The 19185-nt window shown below is 42.2% G+C and carries 14 protein-coding genes; 4 read left to right on the top strand and 10 right to left on the bottom strand.

The genetic code is table 11. The features are described 5' to 3' along the window. Positions 1 to 13: 13 nt before the first annotated feature. The gene (locus tag IGI50_RS16465; protein WP_010743792.1) at positions 14 to 268 is read right to left on the bottom strand and encodes a TfoX/Sxy family protein; all 255 of its coding nucleotides are present in this window, start codon (positions 266 to 268) and stop codon (positions 14 to 16) included. 294 nt (positions 269 to 562) lie between these two features. Between IGI50_RS16465 and IGI50_RS16460 the strand changes: the two genes are divergently transcribed. Further along, positions 563 to 2014, top strand: coding sequence for a helix-turn-helix domain-containing protein (locus IGI50_RS16460; protein ID WP_438777716.1), 1452 nt, complete (start codon positions 563 to 565; stop codon positions 2012 to 2014). Positions 2015 to 2085: 71 nt separating this feature from the next. Next, positions 2086 to 2622: a prolyl-tRNA synthetase associated domain-containing protein gene (locus IGI50_RS16455; RefSeq protein ID WP_028020677.1), complete on the top strand. Its 537-nt coding sequence runs from the start codon at positions 2086 to 2088 to the stop codon at positions 2620 to 2622. A 144-nt stretch (positions 2623 to 2766) separates the two neighbouring features. On the opposite strand, the gene IGI50_RS16450 is transcribed toward IGI50_RS16455, so the two are convergent. Together IGI50_RS16450 and IGI50_RS16445 are read right to left on the bottom strand one after the other, a co-directional pair. After that, entirely contained in the window at positions 2767 to 4668 is a 1902-nt protein-coding gene (locus tag IGI50_RS16450; RefSeq protein WP_218257455.1) for a fibronectin type III domain-containing protein, read from the bottom strand. 445 nt (positions 4669 to 5113) lie between these two features. Then, positions 5114 to 6064, bottom strand: coding sequence for a hypothetical protein (locus tag IGI50_RS16445; RefSeq protein WP_028021120.1), 951 nt, complete (start codon positions 6062 to 6064; stop codon positions 5114 to 5116). 182 nt (positions 6065 to 6246) lie between these two features. On the opposite strand from IGI50_RS16445, the gene IGI50_RS16440 reads away from it, so the two are divergent. After that, positions 6247 to 8814: a transglycosylase domain-containing protein gene (locus tag IGI50_RS16440; RefSeq protein WP_438777715.1), complete on the top strand. Its 2568-nt coding sequence runs from the start codon at positions 6247 to 6249 to the stop codon at positions 8812 to 8814. A 64-nt stretch (positions 8815 to 8878) separates the two neighbouring features. Beyond that, complete coding sequence (locus IGI50_RS16435; RefSeq protein ID WP_438777714.1) at positions 8879 to 9313, top strand: hypothetical protein; 435 nt, start codon at positions 8879 to 8881, stop codon at positions 9311 to 9313. Between the two features lie 58 nt (positions 9314 to 9371). On the opposite strand, the gene IGI50_RS16430 is transcribed toward IGI50_RS16435, so the two are convergent. From IGI50_RS16430 to IGI50_RS16400, 7 genes are all read right to left on the bottom strand, one after another. Next, complete coding sequence (locus IGI50_RS16430; RefSeq protein WP_438777713.1) at positions 9372 to 10766, bottom strand: glycoside hydrolase family 1 protein; 1395 nt, start codon at positions 10764 to 10766, stop codon at positions 9372 to 9374. Positions 10767 to 10889: 123 nt separating this feature from the next. After that, entirely contained in the window at positions 10890 to 11852 is a 963-nt protein-coding gene (locus IGI50_RS16425) for a LacI family DNA-binding transcriptional regulator (RefSeq protein WP_010743800.1), read from the bottom strand. Positions 11853 to 11915: 63 nt separating this feature from the next. Further along, the gene (locus tag IGI50_RS16420; RefSeq protein WP_438777712.1) at positions 11916 to 14213 is read right to left on the bottom strand and encodes a glycoside hydrolase family 3 N-terminal domain-containing protein; all 2298 of its coding nucleotides are present in this window, start codon (positions 14211 to 14213) and stop codon (positions 11916 to 11918) included. Continuing rightward, complete coding sequence (locus tag IGI50_RS16415; protein WP_028021125.1) at positions 14206 to 15540, bottom strand: PTS sugar transporter subunit IIC; 1335 nt, start codon at positions 15538 to 15540, stop codon at positions 14206 to 14208. Before IGI50_RS16415 ends, IGI50_RS16420 begins: the two co-directional genes overlap by 8 nt. A gap of 166 nt (positions 15541 to 15706) precedes the next feature. Further along, complete coding sequence (gene arcC / locus IGI50_RS16410; protein ID WP_028021126.1) at positions 15707 to 16636, bottom strand: carbamate kinase; 930 nt, start codon at positions 16634 to 16636, stop codon at positions 15707 to 15709. Between the two features lie 9 nt (positions 16637 to 16645). Next, positions 16646 to 17743, bottom strand: coding sequence for an agmatine deiminase (gene aguA, locus IGI50_RS16405; protein WP_028021127.1), 1098 nt, complete (start codon positions 17741 to 17743; stop codon positions 16646 to 16648). Further along, positions 17697 to 19118 (bottom strand): APC family permease, encoded by a 1422-nt coding sequence (locus tag IGI50_RS16400; RefSeq protein ID WP_438777711.1) that lies wholly within the window; start codon positions 19116 to 19118, stop codon positions 17697 to 17699. The genes aguA and IGI50_RS16400 overlap by 47 nt, the downstream gene beginning before the upstream one ends. Positions 19119 to 19185 lie beyond the last annotated feature (67 nt).

The raw sequence follows: 19185 nt of genomic DNA, 5'->3' as shown, positions 1-19185 counted from the left end.
AAGCCGCTAAAATCTAATCTAATTTTTTGAAGAAATCACGCAGCTCTGCTTTTCGGCGCTCACTTAATTCTCGCTTAGGAATATCCTGAATAGCTCCTTCTAGTCCGTACAATAAATGCAAGCATGCCCCATCATCTACTAGATGACGAATCTTTAAAAATGCCGCCTCTGTTCCTAACTCCCGCAATTGATCCGGCGTTGTAATTCCTACCTGCTCCAACTTTTCCTCATTTACTACACCAATATTTTTCATTTCTGAGATTTTCATCGCTGACTCCTTACTCCTTTTAGATTCATTATACCTTAGAATAAAAGCGGAAACGACCGCTTTCATAAAAAGTTCGAGAAGTCATGATTTTTTCCAAATATCCTTACAGGATAAGAAAACTTAAATAATATAACTTGAGTTATTTTTAATAAAAGCGAGTTTTTTATGAATTCTTTAGAAAAAGACTTTATTTTTCGCCATTTATTAGGTTATTATTTGTATTAAATGATATTTCGATTTATTATATAAAATGATGCGATTAATTTTTATTAAATAAGAATGGAGGGATTACTCATGCTGGGAATGGATAAGAATACGTTATTAAAAATTCAGATCATTGATACATTAGATGGTCTGCAAGCGCCAATTTCTTTGAAGGAATTGCAGGAAAAAATTGGCTATGCCAGCCTCGGCACGATTCGTGTGAACTGCAAAGAGCTACAGTCTATCATTGAAGAGCTTTATACAGAAAAGGACTATTCTTTGAAGCTTCGCATGGATAATGGACGTGGAATACAATTGGATCGTTCCTCCACTAACCTCCAATCCTTAACCAGTTACCTGTATCAGCATGATCTCGCCTGTGAAATCATTCGCGACATTTTAACTCGACGGAAAATTTCTGCGATTCAATTCTGTATGGATAAGAATATCAGTGAATCAAAATTACGTCGAAAAATCAAAGAAATCAATAAAGAGTTGACGGATTACAACCTCTACATCTCATGCTCGACAAAGATCAGCCTGAAGGGACGCGAAGTGGACATTCGCCGCTTTTATTATATCTTTGTTCGCGGTTTATACCATCAATTCACTCAAGTAGAATGGATTAATACTGACAGCTATACGCAACAGGCGAATCAAATAGAAGAATACTTAAAGCTTCCCCATAACCCAACAAATCTGGAGATGATCTGCTTTTGGTTATTGATAACGAACAAATCTCTCAGTAAAAAAGGAGAACTCGTTTTTAACACTATCGAACTTGAAAGATTAAATCGCTTTAAATATCCGAAAAAACCAGGCTTTTTAAAAACTTGGAACACCAATGAATGGCGTTTTTTCCTGTATGCGATATACAGCTCATTGTTAAATGATTTTGAGCTTCAACCGAAAAATTCTTCCAGAGAACTTTTTTTCAATCAAGCTACTGCCCATTGGATCGGCTCTTTTTCTGCTCATTTCCGACAATTAAGCAGTCGCGAGCAAAGATTTGTTGGTCGAAAAATCAAACAGCATTATGCGGCGTTGTCTTTCTTCCGTTTAAATGATCCAATGATTGATGAGCTTAGAAACAGCGTAGCGTTAAACCACGTACAGCAGCAGTTTCCTTACTATTATCGACGCTTTGAAGCTTTTTGGAAAGACTTTATTCAAGCGATGCCAAGTTATGATCATCGCCAATTACGTGTCTATTCGTTCCTGACCTGTGTAACACTCTATTCATTAGAAAACTGCCTACCGAAAATCTCGGTGTATGCGTTTTCTGAACATAGCGATCTCTTCAGCATTTTCATTCAAGAAAAGATCAATTTACACTTTAAAAACCGGTATCATCTAACTTTCGTGGAAACACCGCAAGAGGCTCAGCTAATCATCGGAACCTCACCGACTTGTAAAAATTTCATCTCTGAAGGTCAAGAATCCGTGATCATTCGTTCGAATATCACGACTACGGATTTCATGGATATTGAAGTAATACTTGATCGTTTAGTAAAGAAAGATTTGGCTCAATCAGAGAAATAAATGAAAATATATTGTGAATTCGATTAAAAAATAGTATCGTAGTATGTATTACAGACAACAAGGAGGCCGTTATGGTTTACGTTAGCGAGATGCAGACTACCCCACCAACCGAATTTGGATCTGAATTAGAAGAAAAGACCTACGAAACACTAGCAAAGCTTGAAATTCCTTTTTATCAAGTGGCTACGGGCGAGGCATTGACGATGGAGGACTGTATCGATATCGATAATCGTTTAGGGATCGAAGTCGTTAAAACCATCTTTTTATGCAATCAAAAGAAAACCAAGTTTTACCTGTACATTACACCAGCCGACTTCAAGTTCGTCACAAAGGACTTCGGTAAGAAATTAGAAATTCCCCGAGTGTCATTTGCTTCAGCGGATTTACTGAAAGAACGCTTAGGCGTCATTCCTGGTGCAGCAACAATCTTCGGCTTATTGATGGACCCAGAACACGAGATTCAGTTGGTCTTCGACAAATCAGTAGCCGAACGAGAATGGTATGGCTGTAGTTCTGGGTCTGTCACCAATTATATGAAGGTGAAAACAGCGGATCTATTTGAGAAATTCTTGCCATATACCGGCCATGAGGCTCTTTTCATTGATTAATGAACAATAAAAAAGTGTTAGGAGACCCCTCTCCTAACACTTTTTTTGGACGATCTTCGCTGCATGAAGGTATATCAAAAACAGCGATTTCTTTTTAAGTTACGTTTTTAATTACAAATAGTAGTTTGACATTTTTTAATTAGCTTACCATTTTACGTAAGCACAGCCAATTTCTTTCATTGGTCCGGTGATTTCTTTTCCGCCATCATAGCCAACAGCTTGAATTGCAAAATAGTACGTTCCTCTAGATAGGCACACTTTGCTTAATGTGTAATCCAAGTAGTAACCTTTACCAAATGAACCATTCATATATTTCGCATAGCGAACATCAATCGTTTTGTAAGCAGAGGTATATTTTCCTGAGCTCGTCCGACGATACACACGAACTTTTGTATAATCTGTTGGTTTCTTCGTTCCTAAGAAGATTTGTGCCCCATAGTAGCGAGTTGGAATGCAACCGCATTTAAGGTAATTCTTAACACAACCCTTCAAGTCCGTACCAATGTCCTTTTTCTTCAACGTTGTTGCACAGCTTGGTCCCCATTGCGGACTCACCCAGTTGCTCCATTGACCGTAATTTGCCTTCACCCAGTAGTAGTAGGTCGTGCATTGGTTCAAGCAATCATCTGTGTAGCTCATTTCAGAGCCGTCTTGTTTGCCGGCAACTGTAATCGCAGTTGCTTTGTTGATGTTGTTTGTTGTACTGCGGTACAATGTATAGCTTGTTGCGTAACGTGTTGACGCATTGTCACTCTTCGTATTTGTCCATGTTACTTTGATCGCCTTATCAGAAACGGCGGTTGCTTTGATCGATGGGTTCAATGTCGTTCCGCAAATAGTAAATTTACCGACATTCGAACTGCTCACTGTTTCGATCGTGTATGGGCAAATTTTCGGACGTTTTACCATTACCTTATAGCAATAAGTCGTATTGTGATTCAACTTGGTATCATTATACGTGGTTTGTCCTTTTACCGTAGCGATTTCTTTAAAGTCTTTTGAATTATAGTCGTTGCATTTTTTTGTCGCGCGGAAGATTTTGTATTCTGCATCGCTGCCTTTTGATTCCCAGCTTAGCTTCAACCAATGGTGCTGTGTTTCAGTTACACAGACATTTTTCACTGCATCCCATTTTTCTTTGTAGTTATTTTGGTTACATTCTTTTCCGTCATGCTTTTTATCGCAATCTTCGTCATGCTTCCAGTTATGGTTGCAGTTGTGGCCGCTATGCTTTTCATCGCAGTCTTTTCCATGCTTCCAGTTGTTTTCGTTACAGTTGTGACCGCTATGGTTTTTGTCGCAATCTTTCCCATGCTGCCATTTGTTTTCGTTACAGCCGTGTCCGCTATGCTTCTTATCACAATAGTCGCCATGCTTCCAGTTTTTCTCATTACATTTTTTACCACTATGTTTCTTGTCGCAGTAGTCGCCGTGTTTCCAGTTGTTCGAGTTACATTTTTTTCTACTGCTGTGCTTAGTATCACAGTCTTTGTCGTGTCTAGATGAGCTGTATGTTTGCACAGCAGCTGTTTGTTCTTCTGTTGTTTCTTCTGTCACTTCTTCTGCTTTTTCTTCAGTTACTACTGAAGGTGCTGCTGCGGCTTCTTCGATTTGATCATCACTAGCTTTTGTGGCAACGTCTTGATTAGCTACTGGACCAGCAGCTTCTTGTTCCTTACCCTCGACAACAGCTGACACTTTATAGTAGTAAAGATAATCAGCCTTCAGAGTCCCATCGGTCTTCAGCTCCGTATAAGGATCGACCGCATAGGTAGTATCACTCTTCAGTGTTTGAATATGTTCAAAATTTCCATCTTGCTCTTCTGCTCGATAAATCTTATAGCTGTCGGCATCTTCGACTTTATCGAACTGAATTACTGTCCATTTCTGCGTATCATTATGTTTGACTGTCAGATTCGCAGGAACGTTTCCCTCATCTGCTGCAAAAACTTGTGCTGGTATCCCTAACGAAGACACTGTCATAATCAACAGCGTTACCAACGACATGATCCCCTTTAACTTTTTCATTAACCCTTTTCTTTTCATTTCGCTCTCCTTTTCGTTCTTTGCCCTATGCAAAAATGCACAACAAATAAACCTACCCTAACGATTGAAACCACTGCCTTCAAAAGGAAGACAGTAGTCGATTTTTTTCGGAGTTTGTTTTTGGCCAAAAACAGAAGCACGTCGCATATACCACCCCCCATCAAGTAAGAAACATACCAACAAATCTGTTGGATTACAGGAATTGCTCTCTCATGTTTCCCCGCCTCTAAGAAATGTGATCTTTGGGTAATTTTCCTGTTAAACAAAATATAACAATAATTGTGATATATTTCTATAATCCCTCAAAATTCAAAAAAAATATTTGGATTATGACGAAATATTTTTGCGAAACACCATATATTTTATAATATATTTAATATTATGATTGCTTTTTACGGTTTTATCCTAAAAAATAAGACCATCCACATGGATGGTCTTCCCATAATTACTGCTTATTAATAGAAACAATTTTTTGTTGTAGGCGATCATAGACGACTACAAAGGTAGCCACGTCCTTTTCAGAAGTAGGTACTCGGAAGTAATAATCCGATTGCCCATCTGTGGGTGTATTCGTATGATAAAAACCAGAAAGATACGCATGAGCAATATCTCCCCGAGTATCCTTGAATAAATCAAAGAACCCATTTTGATCCGTCACATTGATGCTTTTTTCCAACGCTTTGAATTCTGTCTGATTGCTGTCCATTCCCGCTTTTTGCATTTGACGGTAAAGCTGAGTATCTGTTCCGCGTCGTACCAGTTCCGTCCATGCCGTTTCAAAATCTGCCGACTTATCTAAATAAGTATCCTCTTTGGTGATGACCGACTTTACCTCGCTGCCGTCTTCAGCGGTTAATTCGTTCAGCTCCTTTTGGTTATAACGTATGTTAATGGTGTAATCGTGACGCGAACCGCTAGTATCGGTAAAGCTCCAAACCTGTCTCTGCGTCGTCATCGTCTGATCGTCTACAAGACGCTGCCCGAATCCAACTAAACTGACACTGACAAAGCCGCTTTCCTCCGAACTCACCATCGGATAAATTTTACGATAAAGGTTAAAGATGTTCTTCCCATCTTTCGCCTTCCCATAGACTTTTTCGATCGCGTCAGCCATCGCTTGAGAGCTGGAAAAGCTGTTATTGTCTTCAAATGCCTTATTCAAAGCATCGATTTTCTCCGTTTGTTCTTCTAATAATGACTGATCGTTGACATCCTTCAACGCCAATACGTTTAACTTCGGTAGTTCTTCCTTTTTCTTTACCTTGTCATCGCTGGCAAAAACACTAAAGGGTATCGTAAATTGCGGAAAATTGCCGCTTAAAACGATCCCAAATGTCCCAACAAACAAAGCGGCCAGAATCCCCCAAAAGATCAACCATTTTTTCTTTGTCTCCATAGGTCACCTCATCTCCTTTACATTGTGGCGACAAATTAAGCAAGCGTCAAGTATTTCTAGTGAAATTCAGCCTATTTTTATGAAATAATCTAAATTTTTTCTTGGAAAAATATGAATATGATAGTTATTCTCGTCATTTTCTATTACACTAGAGGAAATGATTTTTTTAAGGATAGGCGGATATGGCAAACAGACAAGAACGACATCAACAAAAAAAAGAAAAGAGAATAAAACCCACGAGGAAAAAGACGGAACGGGGAAAACTATCCCGGTCCACAAAAATCTCCTTGAGTATTTTAGCGGCGATGCTCTTAGTAGTGGTCGCAGGGACCATTTTCTTCTTCCAAAAATATGGAAAAGAAGTCACAGCGGCGATTGATGCTGGGGAAGAACATGCGGCGAAAATCCAAGAAAGTGACTTTAAGCAATACCATCCAACGACGATTTTGGATAAAAATGGGCAGGTTCTCAAGGAATTAAAGACCCAAGAACGGGACTACATCACCTATGACAAGATGGACCCTCTCGTCTCTCAAGCATTGATTTCTATCGAGGATAAACGGTTTTACGACCACCACGGGGTAGATACCCAAGGGCTATTGACCGTTGGGATAAATGCAGCGACTGGACGCGGTGTCCGTGGGGCCTCTACCATCACTCAGCAGCTAGTAAAAAATATTTACTTAACGCCGGAGGTTTCTATTTCACGGAAGATCGAAGAAATGGTGATGGCACAAGCACTAGAAAAACGCTTCACCAAACACCAAATTCTAGAATATTATTTGAACAATGTGTACTTCGGTCATGGTGCCTATGGGATCAATGCTGCGTCAAAGGTCTATTTTGGTAAGTCCATCAATGATACCAGCCTGCTGGAAAAAGCAACGCTTGTAGGGATCACCAATAACCCGGGAATTTTCGATCCTACGACCAATAAGAAAAATGCGTTAAAACGGGCGAAGCTAATTCTTAAACAAATGAATCAGCAAGGCTACATCACTAAAGATCAATACGACAAGGCTGTGGCGGATGATATTTCGGCGAAAATCCACAGCAATGCGTTGAACAATCAGCTGGACAATAACGAAGTCGCTTTGGCAGTGGACAATGCCACCAAGATTTTGATGGGACAGCAGGACTTCCGTTTCCAATACCAATTTGATTCCAAAGAAGAAGAGGATCGCTACAACGAAGAGTACAAATCTGCGTATAACAAGGTATATCAGCGAATTCTTTCCGGCGGTTATCAAATCAGTACCAACATTGACCCGGCTTTGCATGATCAATTGCAAGGGATCGTCAGCAACGTCATGAATGCTTGGCAGGATCAAAATGGGGAAAATAATTTTTACACTAAACAGGCGGCTATGACAGTCATTGACAATCAGACAGGAGACGTGGTGGCAAGTATTGGCGGTCGCGGTGAAGAAGGCAACCACTACAATCGAGCCTTTCTCTCCTATCGTCAGCCGGGATCGGCGATTAAGCCGTTGGTCTCCTATGCTCCCGCCTACGAACGGGGGTTATTAGAAAGCAGTGCCGTTTCGGATGATCGACCAAATAATACGTATCCAAACAATGTATACAACAGTTCGAAAGGAAACCTGACATTACGCAATGCCTTGGCGATTTCCTCCAACGTCGTCGCCTATAAACTGGCTGATGAAAACCGGAATGAATTGAAGGAACCAGTGTATCAGCCATTGGCGCAAATGCAATTTACCGGACTCGATGTGGAAGATGATAACCCAATCATCGCAGTGGGCGGAATGACCTATGGGGCGACCACGCAAGAAATGGCCAGTGGTATCGCAACATTAGTAAACCAAGGAAATTACCGCGCACCCATAAATATCCAAACGATCAAGCGCAAAGACACAGGGCAGGAAATCTTCTCGCAAAATGACATCGCTCAACAAAAGGTTTACAGCGATGACGCGGCGTACTTGACCATTGATACGATGAAAGCTGTTCATCAGAACGCTGACGGAACCGCTGCTGGATTAACCTTGGCTCATAATCAATATTGGGCTGTCAAAACGGGAACGACGGATGAAGCGAAGGATCTGTGGACCGTCGGAGCGACCCCTTACTACACAGTAGCGGTCTGGGCCGGTGATGACACGCCTCAGCCACAGGACAACACCAGCGTAGGACAAGCAACAAAAGAAATCTTTAAGCAAACAATGGATCTTCTGAATAATGGCAAAGAAGATGTTGATTTTCAGATGCCGTCTTCGGTACAAAAAGCCGGCGGTCAGCTAGTTACCCGTTCCAGTCAAACCAAACAGGTATTGGCGACACGGAAAAATGCGCTGCAGACAGCCACGACCAACATTGATACCTTAGCCAAGCAAAAGGCTAACGAGCTGACAGCGGCGAAATTAAGTACGCCAATGGTGGAAGAAGCCTCCACCTTTAGCAACCAATTGATTTCTGAGCGAATCGATACGTTGAATCAATTTGAAATCATCGTGACCGATACACAGGATAATTGGCAAACCTTTGATCAATATGCACAAGAGGTCTTCGCCCTGGTTCAGCAAGTCGAGCCTTCTGGCGGCACTCTTTCAGAACAATACACTAGTGTCTATCGCAACAAAGAGGCCGAGTACGCCCACGAAAAGGCTGCTCGTGATTCTGCCATCAACACGGTCAAAGATCAAATCAATGAGACAAAAAATCAAAGCAAGGACCTTGATAAGCGGATCAATGAGCTAAAGAAACAGCTTGAAGAGGAAGAAGATTAAAGAAACAGTCGCCAAATCGGCGACTGTTTTACTCTACTTATACTAGGAGAAAGGACTGAAGTCGATGGAAGAAGTTTATGCACTCTTAACCGCAAAGGATACGAAAGAAGCCTTGGCTAAGTTCAATCAATTGCAAACAGAATGTCTGAACGAACCTATTTTCGCGGATAAGCTGGAACAATTTCTACCTGCCCTTAAAACGGAAGCTTCGTGTGGGCGAGGACGCACCTTCAAATTCTTTATGATCAATGCCCGCTGGGATACGCAAGGCGTCATCGAGAAACACTTGGAAGATATTTTAGGCGTTTTGGACGATTCTAAAGCCCCAGTCGTACGTCAATGTATTCCCTATTTGACCTATTTAGCTAAGGCAAAGCCTAAAACAATTCCCCACATTCGCCACAAGCTAGAAAATTTGACCCTCGATCACTATAAAGAAAGCATGCAGAGCTTGATTCAGCGAGACATTGAGAAGATATTGCCAACATTGATAATGTAGACCAAAAACTCCTGAATACTTGGACGATTGTTGCCAAGTATTCAGGAGTTTTCTCTTTTTAGCGTTCCACGTTCTCAAAACCGTTTCTTTGGATTGTTTCTGCCATCCAGAAGCTGGATTTTTTAGGCACTCGCTTATACTCTTCATCTAGTTCAACTCGGTAAAAACCATAACGATTCTTGAAGGCATTCAACCAGCTCCAGCAATCGGAAAATGTCCATAAATGATAACCAAAGCAATTGGCGCCTTCTGTGATCGCTCGATGCAATTCTACTAAATGTTCTTTTATAAATTCGATACGGTAGTCATCTTGGATGATTCCTTCTTCATTTTCAAAGACCTCCTCTTGAGAGACGCCCATGCCATTTTCAGAGATATACCACGGAATTTCACTGTAATCATTTTTCAGCCGCATCGCGATGTCGTAGATGCCCTTTGGATAAATTTCCCACCCTCGATGAGGATTAATCTGTTTTTCAGGCCAATCATACCCTTGATACAGATCCTGTGGCCCTTCTATTATTGCTTTCATCTCTTTTGATACAGCTTGTACGCGTAATGGCTGATAATAATTACAGCCAATGAAGTCAACGGTATTTTTTGAAAAGAGCTGCTTATCCCCCTCGTTTGTCTTAGGCAATAAGTCTGAAGTTTTCAACATATCTACAAATTCCTCAGAGAAACTGCCCTTAACAGCGCAATCTAAAAAGCTTCGAATACACAGATGATCTGCCCATTTAGCGGCTTCCCTATCCTCTGGTGACTCACTTTTAGGATAAACCGGCGATAAATTCAAGATAATCCCTATCTTCCCATCCTTGAGGGCGGCTTTTCGGAAAGCCTCTACCGCTTTCGCATGAGCCAGCATCGTATGGTACCCTACTTGCAAAGCACGCTTAAAATCTCGCACTCTCGGCCAATGAGCGTCCCCATAATACCCGCATTCAATATGCACCAGCGGTTCATTGAATGTCGCCCATTTTTTTACAATATCACCAAACTGCTCAAAAGCCACACTAGCATAGTAGGCAAAAGAATCCGCAGATTCTCTAACTTCCCAGCCGCCCTTCTCCATCAACCACCAAGGCATATCGAAATGAAATAGATTGATTATCGGCTCGATCCCATTATCAATAAGCGCTTGAAAATAGGCACGATAAAAGGAAACAGCTTTGGGATTTAAGGTCTTCCCATCTGGCAGTAATCGTGTCCAAGCAATTGATGTCCGATAAGAATTCAGGTTCATTGCCTTCATATTGGCGACTTCTTCCCGATACATTTCATAAAGGTTTGACGTATTTTCTGGTCCGACCTGATCATAAAAAGCCTCTGGCTCCATTTCAAACCATTTATCCCAAGTCGAAGGACTTTTCCCATCCTTCAACGCAGCCCCCTCTGATTGCGGTGCGCTTGTCGCTGCTCCCCATAAAAAATCTTTTGGAAATTGATGCATAAATAACTCCCCTTTTTAATAAGTTTACGTTTTTCCGATTGCTTCTGTTCATAAAAACAGCGACTCATCCATTTATGAATCGCTGCGATATATTCTCTGTTTAGATAGGTTAAGAACGGGCAATTACAGTCCAAAAATCTCATTCTCAATAATTTCTTCTTTCCCTGCCTCCGCGTCTTCATTCATTCGATCTAGCAGCAGCTGTGCAGCGCGTTGGCCAATCAGCTTAGTAGGTGCTTTGATCACGATCCGATTCTCCAACAGCGCAGCCATCTCACTCGTATAATCATAATGAGCCAAGACCAGCTCCCTTTGATCGGATGGGACTGAGGACAGATACTCAAGGACTCCCGTCATCATATTGTAGTTGGTCACTATCAGGGCCGTTATCTCTTTAGCGATCAATTTCTTTCCGCCTCGATACCCGCTGATCCGAGAATAATCGCCATATTCAATTTCTAATGACACCTCAGGATGATTCGCAATTGCCTCTTTCGCTCCCGATAAGCGTTCTCTTGCCACATAATCATTTTGCGGGGCCGCTAAAAGGCCAATCTTTGTATGGCCTTCCTGAATAAGATGCTCTACTACTTCATGGACGCTTTTTCGGTCCGCTACCTGTACACGATCCACGCCCGGCAGCTGAATTGGACTGTTTATAGTCAGTACAGGAATCGGCAGCTCGGCTAAGCGCTCCATTCCGTCCCAATCTTGTTCTGACATAAACACAATCAACCCATCCACCGCATGCTGGACAAGATAATCAATTTTTTGATCAACCAGAGAAACGTCACCCTTGAACCCGCTTAACAAAACAGAATAACCATTTTGCTCCATCACACCTTCAATCGCACTGACAATTTCAGCACCAAATTGACTGGATATGCTATTCATCAAAAGGCCGACAGAAAAACTGCGATTGTTCTTAAGCCCTTTAGCAATGATATTTTCCTTGTAATCCAGCTCCTTGATGGCAGCAGCAATTTTTTTCATATTTTGTTCTTTCAGCTGATGACCATTAAGATAGCGCGAGACACTTCCTAATGAAACACCCGCCAACTCAGCAACTTTTCGAATAGATGACATCTGATCGATTCCTTTCCTGTTCTGCTATTGTTACTGCCTGAAAAGTTAACTAGACAAAGAGAATCAGCTAGTAAGCGACACTTCTTGCGAGAGCTCCTGCACCATAATTCGACAGCTCTCCGCCTGCTTATAGTTTCCATCGAAATCTGTAAAGCAAAGCGCCTCTAAAGGAACACTAAAGGTTACCTCTGTTGACTCATTCGGTGCCAATTCTACCTTGATAAATTCCTTCAACAGCTTGTGTCGTTGAATCACGGCTCCACCCAGTAAACGAACAAACACGAGCACCGATTCTTTCCCAGCAATTTCTCCGTCATTTTTGACAGTAAGACTTATAATTATTTTGTCAGACTCTGGGGTGACATGCAAGTTCTCATAGGAAAAACTCGTGTAACTCAATCCATAGCCAAACGCATGTAGAGGTGCCCCCGACTCATCATAATAATCGTCTTTTTTTGAAGCCGCTCGTTGATAGTAATAAACGGGCAATTGCTCTGAATTCAGTGGATAGCTGACGCTTAAGCGACCACTAGGATTGTTGATACCCAGCAAGGTTCGAGCAATAGCGCCTCCTCCTTCTTGACCAGGAAACCACCCAACTAAAACAGCGTCAGAAAGCTGTTGAACCTCTTGGAGATCATAAGTTCTGCCCTGGATCATCACAGTTACAATTGGTATTCCTAATTTTTTTAGCTTTCTTAGTAACGTTAACTGCTCTCCACCCAAAGACAAGGAAGCCACATCTACATTTTCGCCAGAATCCATGTTAATTCCTTTAGAAGAAACAGCGCCATTGTTTAAAAATTCCATATCGAAATTCCGCGCGCTAGACCCGCCCAAAACAACGAGAATCGTATCTGCGCCTCGACAGACTTTTATCGCTTCTTCAATTTTTTCGTGCTGGTTCTCCTTGTTTCGGACCTCACAGCCCTCTGCGTAAACAACTTCTGATTCAGAAAATGCCTGTTTCACTTGTTGATAGATTGTTTTCTCAGCCATTTCTGACGACTGCGGTGCTGAATAATCGCCTAATAGCGCATAGACACTATCTGCGTTTGGACCTATTACAGCTAATTTTCTTATAGACCGATCCAGTGGAAGAAGACCATTGTTTTTTAGCAGCGTCAATGATTCTTCAGCAGCCTGAGCATTGATTTTTTTTGCAGCACTGAGTACTTCCGTCAGTTTCTGGCTAGGATCCTTTAAAAACGGATGCTCGAATAACCCTAATAGAAACTTGATACCTAAGACGCGGGCACAGGCGGCATCAAGAGCCGATTCCATAATTTTTTTTGTTTTTACTCCATCAGCGATCTGCAAATATGTTTCGTCCCACAAACTCAAGTCAACACCAGCCTGCAATGCAGCATTGGCACTGGTTACCTTGTCAGAAAAAACATCCTGTAATCGATCTAGCGCGATTCCGTCAGCCATGACGATTCCCTGATAGCCCAACTGCTTTCGCAGGATGTTTTGGAACAATTGCCCATTGATATGACAAGGAACACCGTCCACATCGTTGTAGGCTGCCATTACTCCTACGGCATTTCTTGTACTTTCTAGTAAGGGAAAGTACACGTCTTGAAATTCTCTTCTTCCAAGCGTCACAGTTCCAGAGTTATGCCCCCCTAGCGCCTCTCCTTGTGCAATACAATGCTTTAATACCACTCCGATTTGATCCGGTTGTCGATTGATTTCATCAACGGTAAGATCAAGATAGCTTTTTTCATCTGTGATTAAATCTCCTTGAAAACCTGTAACTACCGCTTCGCTCATTTTTGCGGCTAGTATCGGATCTTCTCCAAAGCATTCTTCCGATCGGCCCCAGCGTGGGTCCTTCACTAAATCCAACGTCGATACAAGTGCTAAGTGAACGCCTTTAGCTGCAAGCTCCTGTGCCATTAACTGACTGGATTTTTTCGTAAGCTCTGTATTGAAGCTGTTGCCGCGTCCGATATTGGTTGGATAAGAAGTTCCCTCTAGTCCTTGATGACCATGAGGACATTCTTCCACGAGTAGAGCCGGGATTTTCCAGCGGGAATGATTGATCACATATTCTTGTACTTGGTTGGCAAGCTTCCAGCTATCTGCTGCAGCTATCCCATTTTCAAATCCAACCTTTGACCATGGGTCGGCACGAAACAGGCCGTATAAGGCCCCCAATCCTCCGCCCCATTCTACATGTGCTTTGAATTTGTCTGTTAACGAGACCTGTCCATTCACCTTCTTTTCATAGCATTCCCAGCCATACAGGTGTTGATTCACCTGACCCGCTTTTTCTTCTATACTCATTCGGCTTAACAGATCCGCCACACGTTCTTTAATAGGCAGGGCTGGATCTTGGTACGGATACTTACTCAAGCAATTCTTCTCCTCTCAATTGAGCTTCCTTATTTGATGCGATCACAAAAGGCATAAATAAGAAAACATCCAATACGATTAGTAGTATTGTCAAAACACTCGCCATGATATTTCCACCTGTTGCGATAAAGGACTGAATCACCGGTGGTGTGATCCACGGTGCTGCTGCCACTGTTTTTCCTACTAAACCGATACTTGTGGCAAAATAGGCGATAATCAAATTAATAGACGGGATAATCGCACAAGGAATCATAAAGATTGGATTCATCACGACTGGCAGGCCGAACATCACTGGTTCTGTAATATTGAACATGCAGGTAGTCAATCCAAGCTTCGCTACTTGACGTTGATCCTTTCTGCGAGATACCCAAAGAATAGCAATAACTAAAGGAAGAATACAGCCGCCTCCGCCAATCAAGCCAAAGGCATTGGCAAAGGGCTCGGTAATAATATTTGGGATATCTTGATGATTTTGAAAGGCCAGCATATTTTCTTCGATTGACTGCAGCATCGGTGCTTGCTTGATTGGTGCCAAGATACTAGAGCCGTGCATTCCAAATACCCAAAGAAAATCAGAAAAGAATTGAATAAACAGCATTCCTGGAACAGATAGTACAAATCCTTTTAATGGCGTTTGAATAGCTAAATTGATCAAATCGGGAACATTTAACCCCGTCGCTTTCTTCAATACAAAAACGAACAGTCCAAAAATCAACACAACGAGTACTTCTGGAACCAAAGAGTTGAATGACGTTGCAACTGCTGGAGGAACACCATCTGGCATTTTTATTTTCAGCTTTTTGAATTTTGCGAACCGAACAAACAGCTCGGTGCTCACTAGTGCGCAGATCATTGCAGTTGCTAAGCCGGAACTAGAGGTTAAGGCTTGTGAGAAGACGCCTCCTACTTCAGCTGTAGCACCATCAGCAAGAGTCACTAAGGTATTTACAGGCATTAAAATAAACATAGTCGCTAAGCTTAATACCCCAGCGTGAACAGAATTGAAGGCTGGATCATCAATCGCTTTTGATTGAACATAAAAATTTGCTAGATTCACACCAATATTGTAACAAACGATGATCGCTAAAATACTCATTGTCCCATTGTTAACAATGACAGCCAATTCTGACAAAAAACTCAAATCAACTATTTTCTGTACGGCGGCATTCGAAAAAATTAAGGCATTCAATAAGACCATGAAGGATGCGGCCATTACTAACGGCATCGTAATAATAAAGGCATCACGAATGGCCAGAAGATGACGCTGATTATTGATTTTTGACACAATCGGCAATAATTTCTCAGACAGCTTATCTACGAGATTCATAATAAAACTCCTAACTATTATCTTTTTTGAACCGGTTCAAAAAGAATAATAGCAAACGATTTCAATAATTACAATAGGTTTTGAAAAATAATTGAACCGGTTCAATTATTTTGTAAAAAAACTCGTATACTGGGTGATATTTACCAAGCATACGAGCTTTGATTCTTTACATTTGTACCGTCGTTCCACTATTGCCCTTCACTGCTTCTGACGCTTGTTCTAGAGAAGCTATAATGGCTTGTCGACCGGCTTTTGATTCAGCGAAGTCGATAGCGGCTTCGACTTTCGGCAGCATACTGCCGGGAGCGAATTGTTTTTCTTCGATATATTTCTGCATATCCGCTACACTGGTTGTTTCTAGTGCTTTCTGTTCTGGCTTGCCGAAATTGACGAAGACATGATCTACTGCGGTTAGAATAATGAAGACATCCGCATCAATCAGTGCCGCCATTTTCGCTGCCGCGAAATCTTTGTCGATGACTGCATCGACGCCTTTATATCGGGTACCTTCATATACTACCGGAATGCCTCCTCCACCACAGGCGATCACGACTTGCCCCGCGTCGACGAGGGTTTGCAGACTGACTTTTTCGTAGATATCGACAGGTTTTGGTGACGGTACTACACGGCGCCAGCCTCTTCCCGCATCCTCTACATAGACATCCTCCGTTTCGTCCATCAGTTTTTTGGCTTCTTCTTCGCTGTAATAGCCTCCAATCGGTTTTGTCGGATTAGAGAATGCTGGATCATTTGGATCTACTACCACCTGCGTCAGCATGGACACTACCGGAATGTCTGCCATTCCTCGTGACACCAATTCTTCATCAATCGCCTGTTGCAGGTGATAGCCAATATAGCCTTGACTCATCGCTGTACATTCTGGAAACGGCATTGTATCCTCTGGTTTTTGGCTGGTTTCCTCAAAGGCCAAGCGGATTTTGCCGACCTGTGGGCCATTCCCATGAGCGATGACCACATGATGTCCCGCTGTGATCAGATCCGCGATGGATTTTGCCGCTAGTTCAGCTTTGGTTAATTGTTCATTGGCAGAATTTCCTAATGCGTTTCCGCCTAATGCGATAACGATTTTTGACATGTGTCTCTCCTATCTTTGTGGCTGCTGCTGCGTAATACAGTGAATGTTTCCGCCGCCGTAGACGATCTCAACTGTATTTACACCCACAATTTCTTTATCTGGGAAAATCATTTCTAATTGTTCTAATGCGAGAGCATCGTTTTTGTCTCCATATTGCGGCACGATTACTCCATTGTTGGTGATCAAGAAGTTCATGTATGAAGCGATACAGATGTCGCCGTCTTCACGCGGCATCGTTCCTTCTACATAGTCAATCTTGAAATTGCCGTCAATTGTCACTGTTTCGATTGGGCAGCAAATCTTGTGAACTTTTAGCTTGCGGCCTTTAGCATCTGTCATTTCATTTAGACGTTTGTATGCATCCTGAGCGGCTTCATAAAATGGACTGTTTTCATCTTCTGTATAGATACATGCCACTTCACCTGGTCGAACAAAGCAAGCAACGTCATCCACATGCCCATTTGTTTCCTCTGGATCGATCCCATCACCCAACCAAAGAACCTTTTCACAGTTCAAATAATCGCATAATTTTTGTTCGATCTCTTCTTTACTCATGTGAGGATTGCGCCCTTCACTTAGCAGACACATTTCCGTCGTTAACACCGTACCTTCTCCATCTACGTGGAAAGAACCGCCTTCTAAAATGAAATCATCTGTGCGATAAGAATCCACATGTTCAATTTCACAAATTTTTTGTGCCACTAAATCATCTTGATCCCATGGGAAGTACAAGCCGTCGACAAGACCGCCCCAAGCATTGAAGCCCCAGTCGTTCCCACGTAATTCTCCTTTGCCGTTAATGACAAAGCTCGGACCACAGTCACGAATCCAGGCATCGTTGTTGGACATTTCATAGACCGTAATCTCTTCCGGTAATTGACGACGGCAGTTTTGGAATTGCTGCTGAGAAACCACCACATTCATCGGTGTGAATTTGCTAATCGCTTTTGCTACCTCTGTGAAGGCTTCTTGTGCTGGCTTGCCACCGTCACGCCAGTTATCTGGACGCTCCGGCCAAATCATCCAAACCTTTTCCTGTGGTTCGTATTCGCCAGGCATTCTAAACCCGTCTTGTTTCGGTGTTGTCTTTTCGATTCTCTTCGCCATTGTAAATTACTCCTTTTTTCTTGATTTTTTTCACCCATATAATCGCTTCACCAAAGAGTGTGAAGACTACAGCTCCGATCGTAATCGGTAGTTGTTGACTTAACGTTTCAGCATCAAATTGCAACGGCAATGCGGTAAAGATCAATGAAATCACGATCATAATCATTGGTAATGCAACCAAAAGCTTCAAGAAACCATCGCTTCCGCCCACTCTGAATGGTCGTGGTGTATCTGGATCAATTTGACGTAATTTGTAAAATGCTGGAAAAACTGGTACATAGGACATTAAGAACATTACGAGGTTCAATGAGAAGAATGCCCAGAATAAATCTTGATTCGGTAAAATCGGTGCAATCACAACGACAACTGAAGCAACCACTCCATTCATAATTGCCGCACCAATTGGCATCTCATCTTTTCCGCCACGTTTCGCGAAAATTTTTGGCATATCGCCATTTTCAGCTGCGTAACAAGCGGTATTGTTAACCCCTAAGGACCACGAAATCATGTTACCGAACAACGTCAGTAAGAACAGGAAGGCCATCGCAATAATGAACCAACCGCCAGTTGACCCCGTCAATAGCTTGAAGCTGTCCATCAAGCCGCTACCGGTACTGATTTGATCCGTTGGAATCGCCACACCGATCCCGAATGCTGAGAAGATATAGATCGCCGCAATCACTAAACCACCAGCGATAATTGATTGCGGAATTTGTTTCTTAGGATTTTCCATATCATCCGCAAAGGTACAAATAACCTCAAAACCTAATAAGTTAAAAATGATAACCGAAATAAAGGATAAGCTGTTCAGATCAAAACTTGGCAGCATCGAAGACAAGGTAAACTCATTCGCCGCGCCTTTTGTAGCAAATGTATACAGGCCTAATGCCCCGATTAAGATCGCCAACAGCATCTTAATCACTGCCGCACCATTTAAAATCCATACACTGTCAGCCACTGGATAAAAGCTAATCCAAACAATGACCCAAATAAAGACCAACTCAATCAAAATAGCTGGTAGAGTTGAAAATTCAATCCCTGTGATTGTTGTTAATAAATCTGGGCAAACAACAGCTAGTGAAGCTAGCCATAGCGGATAGTTGATCCAATAGTACCAAGATACCCGCGACCCCCAACGATGCCCGAACGCTTGAGTCACCCAGTCATAAATCCCACCATCACCAATATACGTAGTCCCTAATTCTGAAGAAATCAAACCATAGGGTAAAAGGAACGCGACTAGTAGGAAGATCCACCAAAAAAACTGGGAATTCCCGATCGCCGCAACCGGCGCCGCTGCCTCTGCCACGAATACGACACAGATAACGGATAATATTGCACTCATCAAACTAAACTTTTTCTTTTTTTCTTCCATTTTTTCTTCCTTTCCGGTAGAAACAGGGATTGAGGATCGCCTCAATCCCCGAATGGAAATAATCTTG

Origin of the sequence: Enterococcus sp. DIV0170 (genome assembly GCF_051710765.1) — a bacterium.
Taxonomy (GTDB): domain Bacteria; phylum Bacillota; class Bacilli; order Lactobacillales; family Enterococcaceae; genus Enterococcus_A; species Enterococcus_A raffinosus.
Note: the sequence above shows the minus strand (reverse complement) of the source record. Positions and strands in the feature narration are given on the sequence as shown.

Coding starts and splice junctions, on each gene's coding strand:
- IGI50_RS16440 (WP_438777715.1), top strand. CDS start 6,247: ATGGCAAACAGACAAGAACGACATCAACAAAAAAAAGAAAAGAGAATA.
- IGI50_RS16455 (WP_028020677.1), top strand. CDS start 2,086: ATGGTTTACGTTAGCGAGATGCAGACTACCCCACCAACCGAATTTGGA.
- IGI50_RS16465 (WP_010743792.1), bottom strand. CDS start 268: ATGAAAATCTCAGAAATGAAAAATATTGGTGTAGTAAATGAGGAAAAG.
- IGI50_RS16445 (WP_028021120.1), bottom strand. CDS start 6,064: ATGGAGACAAAGAAAAAATGGTTGATCTTTTGGGGGATTCTGGCCGCT.
- IGI50_RS16460 (WP_438777716.1), top strand. CDS start 563: ATGCTGGGAATGGATAAGAATACGTTATTAAAAATTCAGATCATTGAT.
- IGI50_RS16400 (WP_438777711.1), bottom strand. CDS start 19,118: ATGGAAGAAAAAAAGAAAAAGTTTAGTTTGATGAGTGCAATATTATCC.
- arcC (WP_028021126.1), bottom strand. CDS start 16,636: ATGTCAAAAATCGTTATCGCATTAGGCGGAAACGCATTAGGAAATTCT.
- IGI50_RS16415 (WP_028021125.1), bottom strand. CDS start 15,540: ATGAATCTCGTAGATAAGCTGTCTGAGAAATTATTGCCGATTGTGTCA.
- IGI50_RS16450 (WP_218257455.1), bottom strand. CDS start 4,668: ATGAAAAGAAAAGGGTTAATGAAAAAGTTAAAGGGGATCATGTCGTTG.
- IGI50_RS16425 (WP_010743800.1), bottom strand. CDS start 11,852: ATGTCATCTATTCGAAAAGTTGCTGAGTTGGCGGGTGTTTCATTAGGA.
- IGI50_RS16430 (WP_438777713.1), bottom strand. CDS start 10,766: ATGCATCAATTTCCAAAAGATTTTTTATGGGGAGCAGCGACAAGCGCA.
- IGI50_RS16435 (WP_438777714.1), top strand. CDS start 8,879: ATGGAAGAAGTTTATGCACTCTTAACCGCAAAGGATACGAAAGAAGCC.
- aguA (WP_028021127.1), bottom strand. CDS start 17,743: ATGGCGAAGAGAATCGAAAAGACAACACCGAAACAAGACGGGTTTAGA.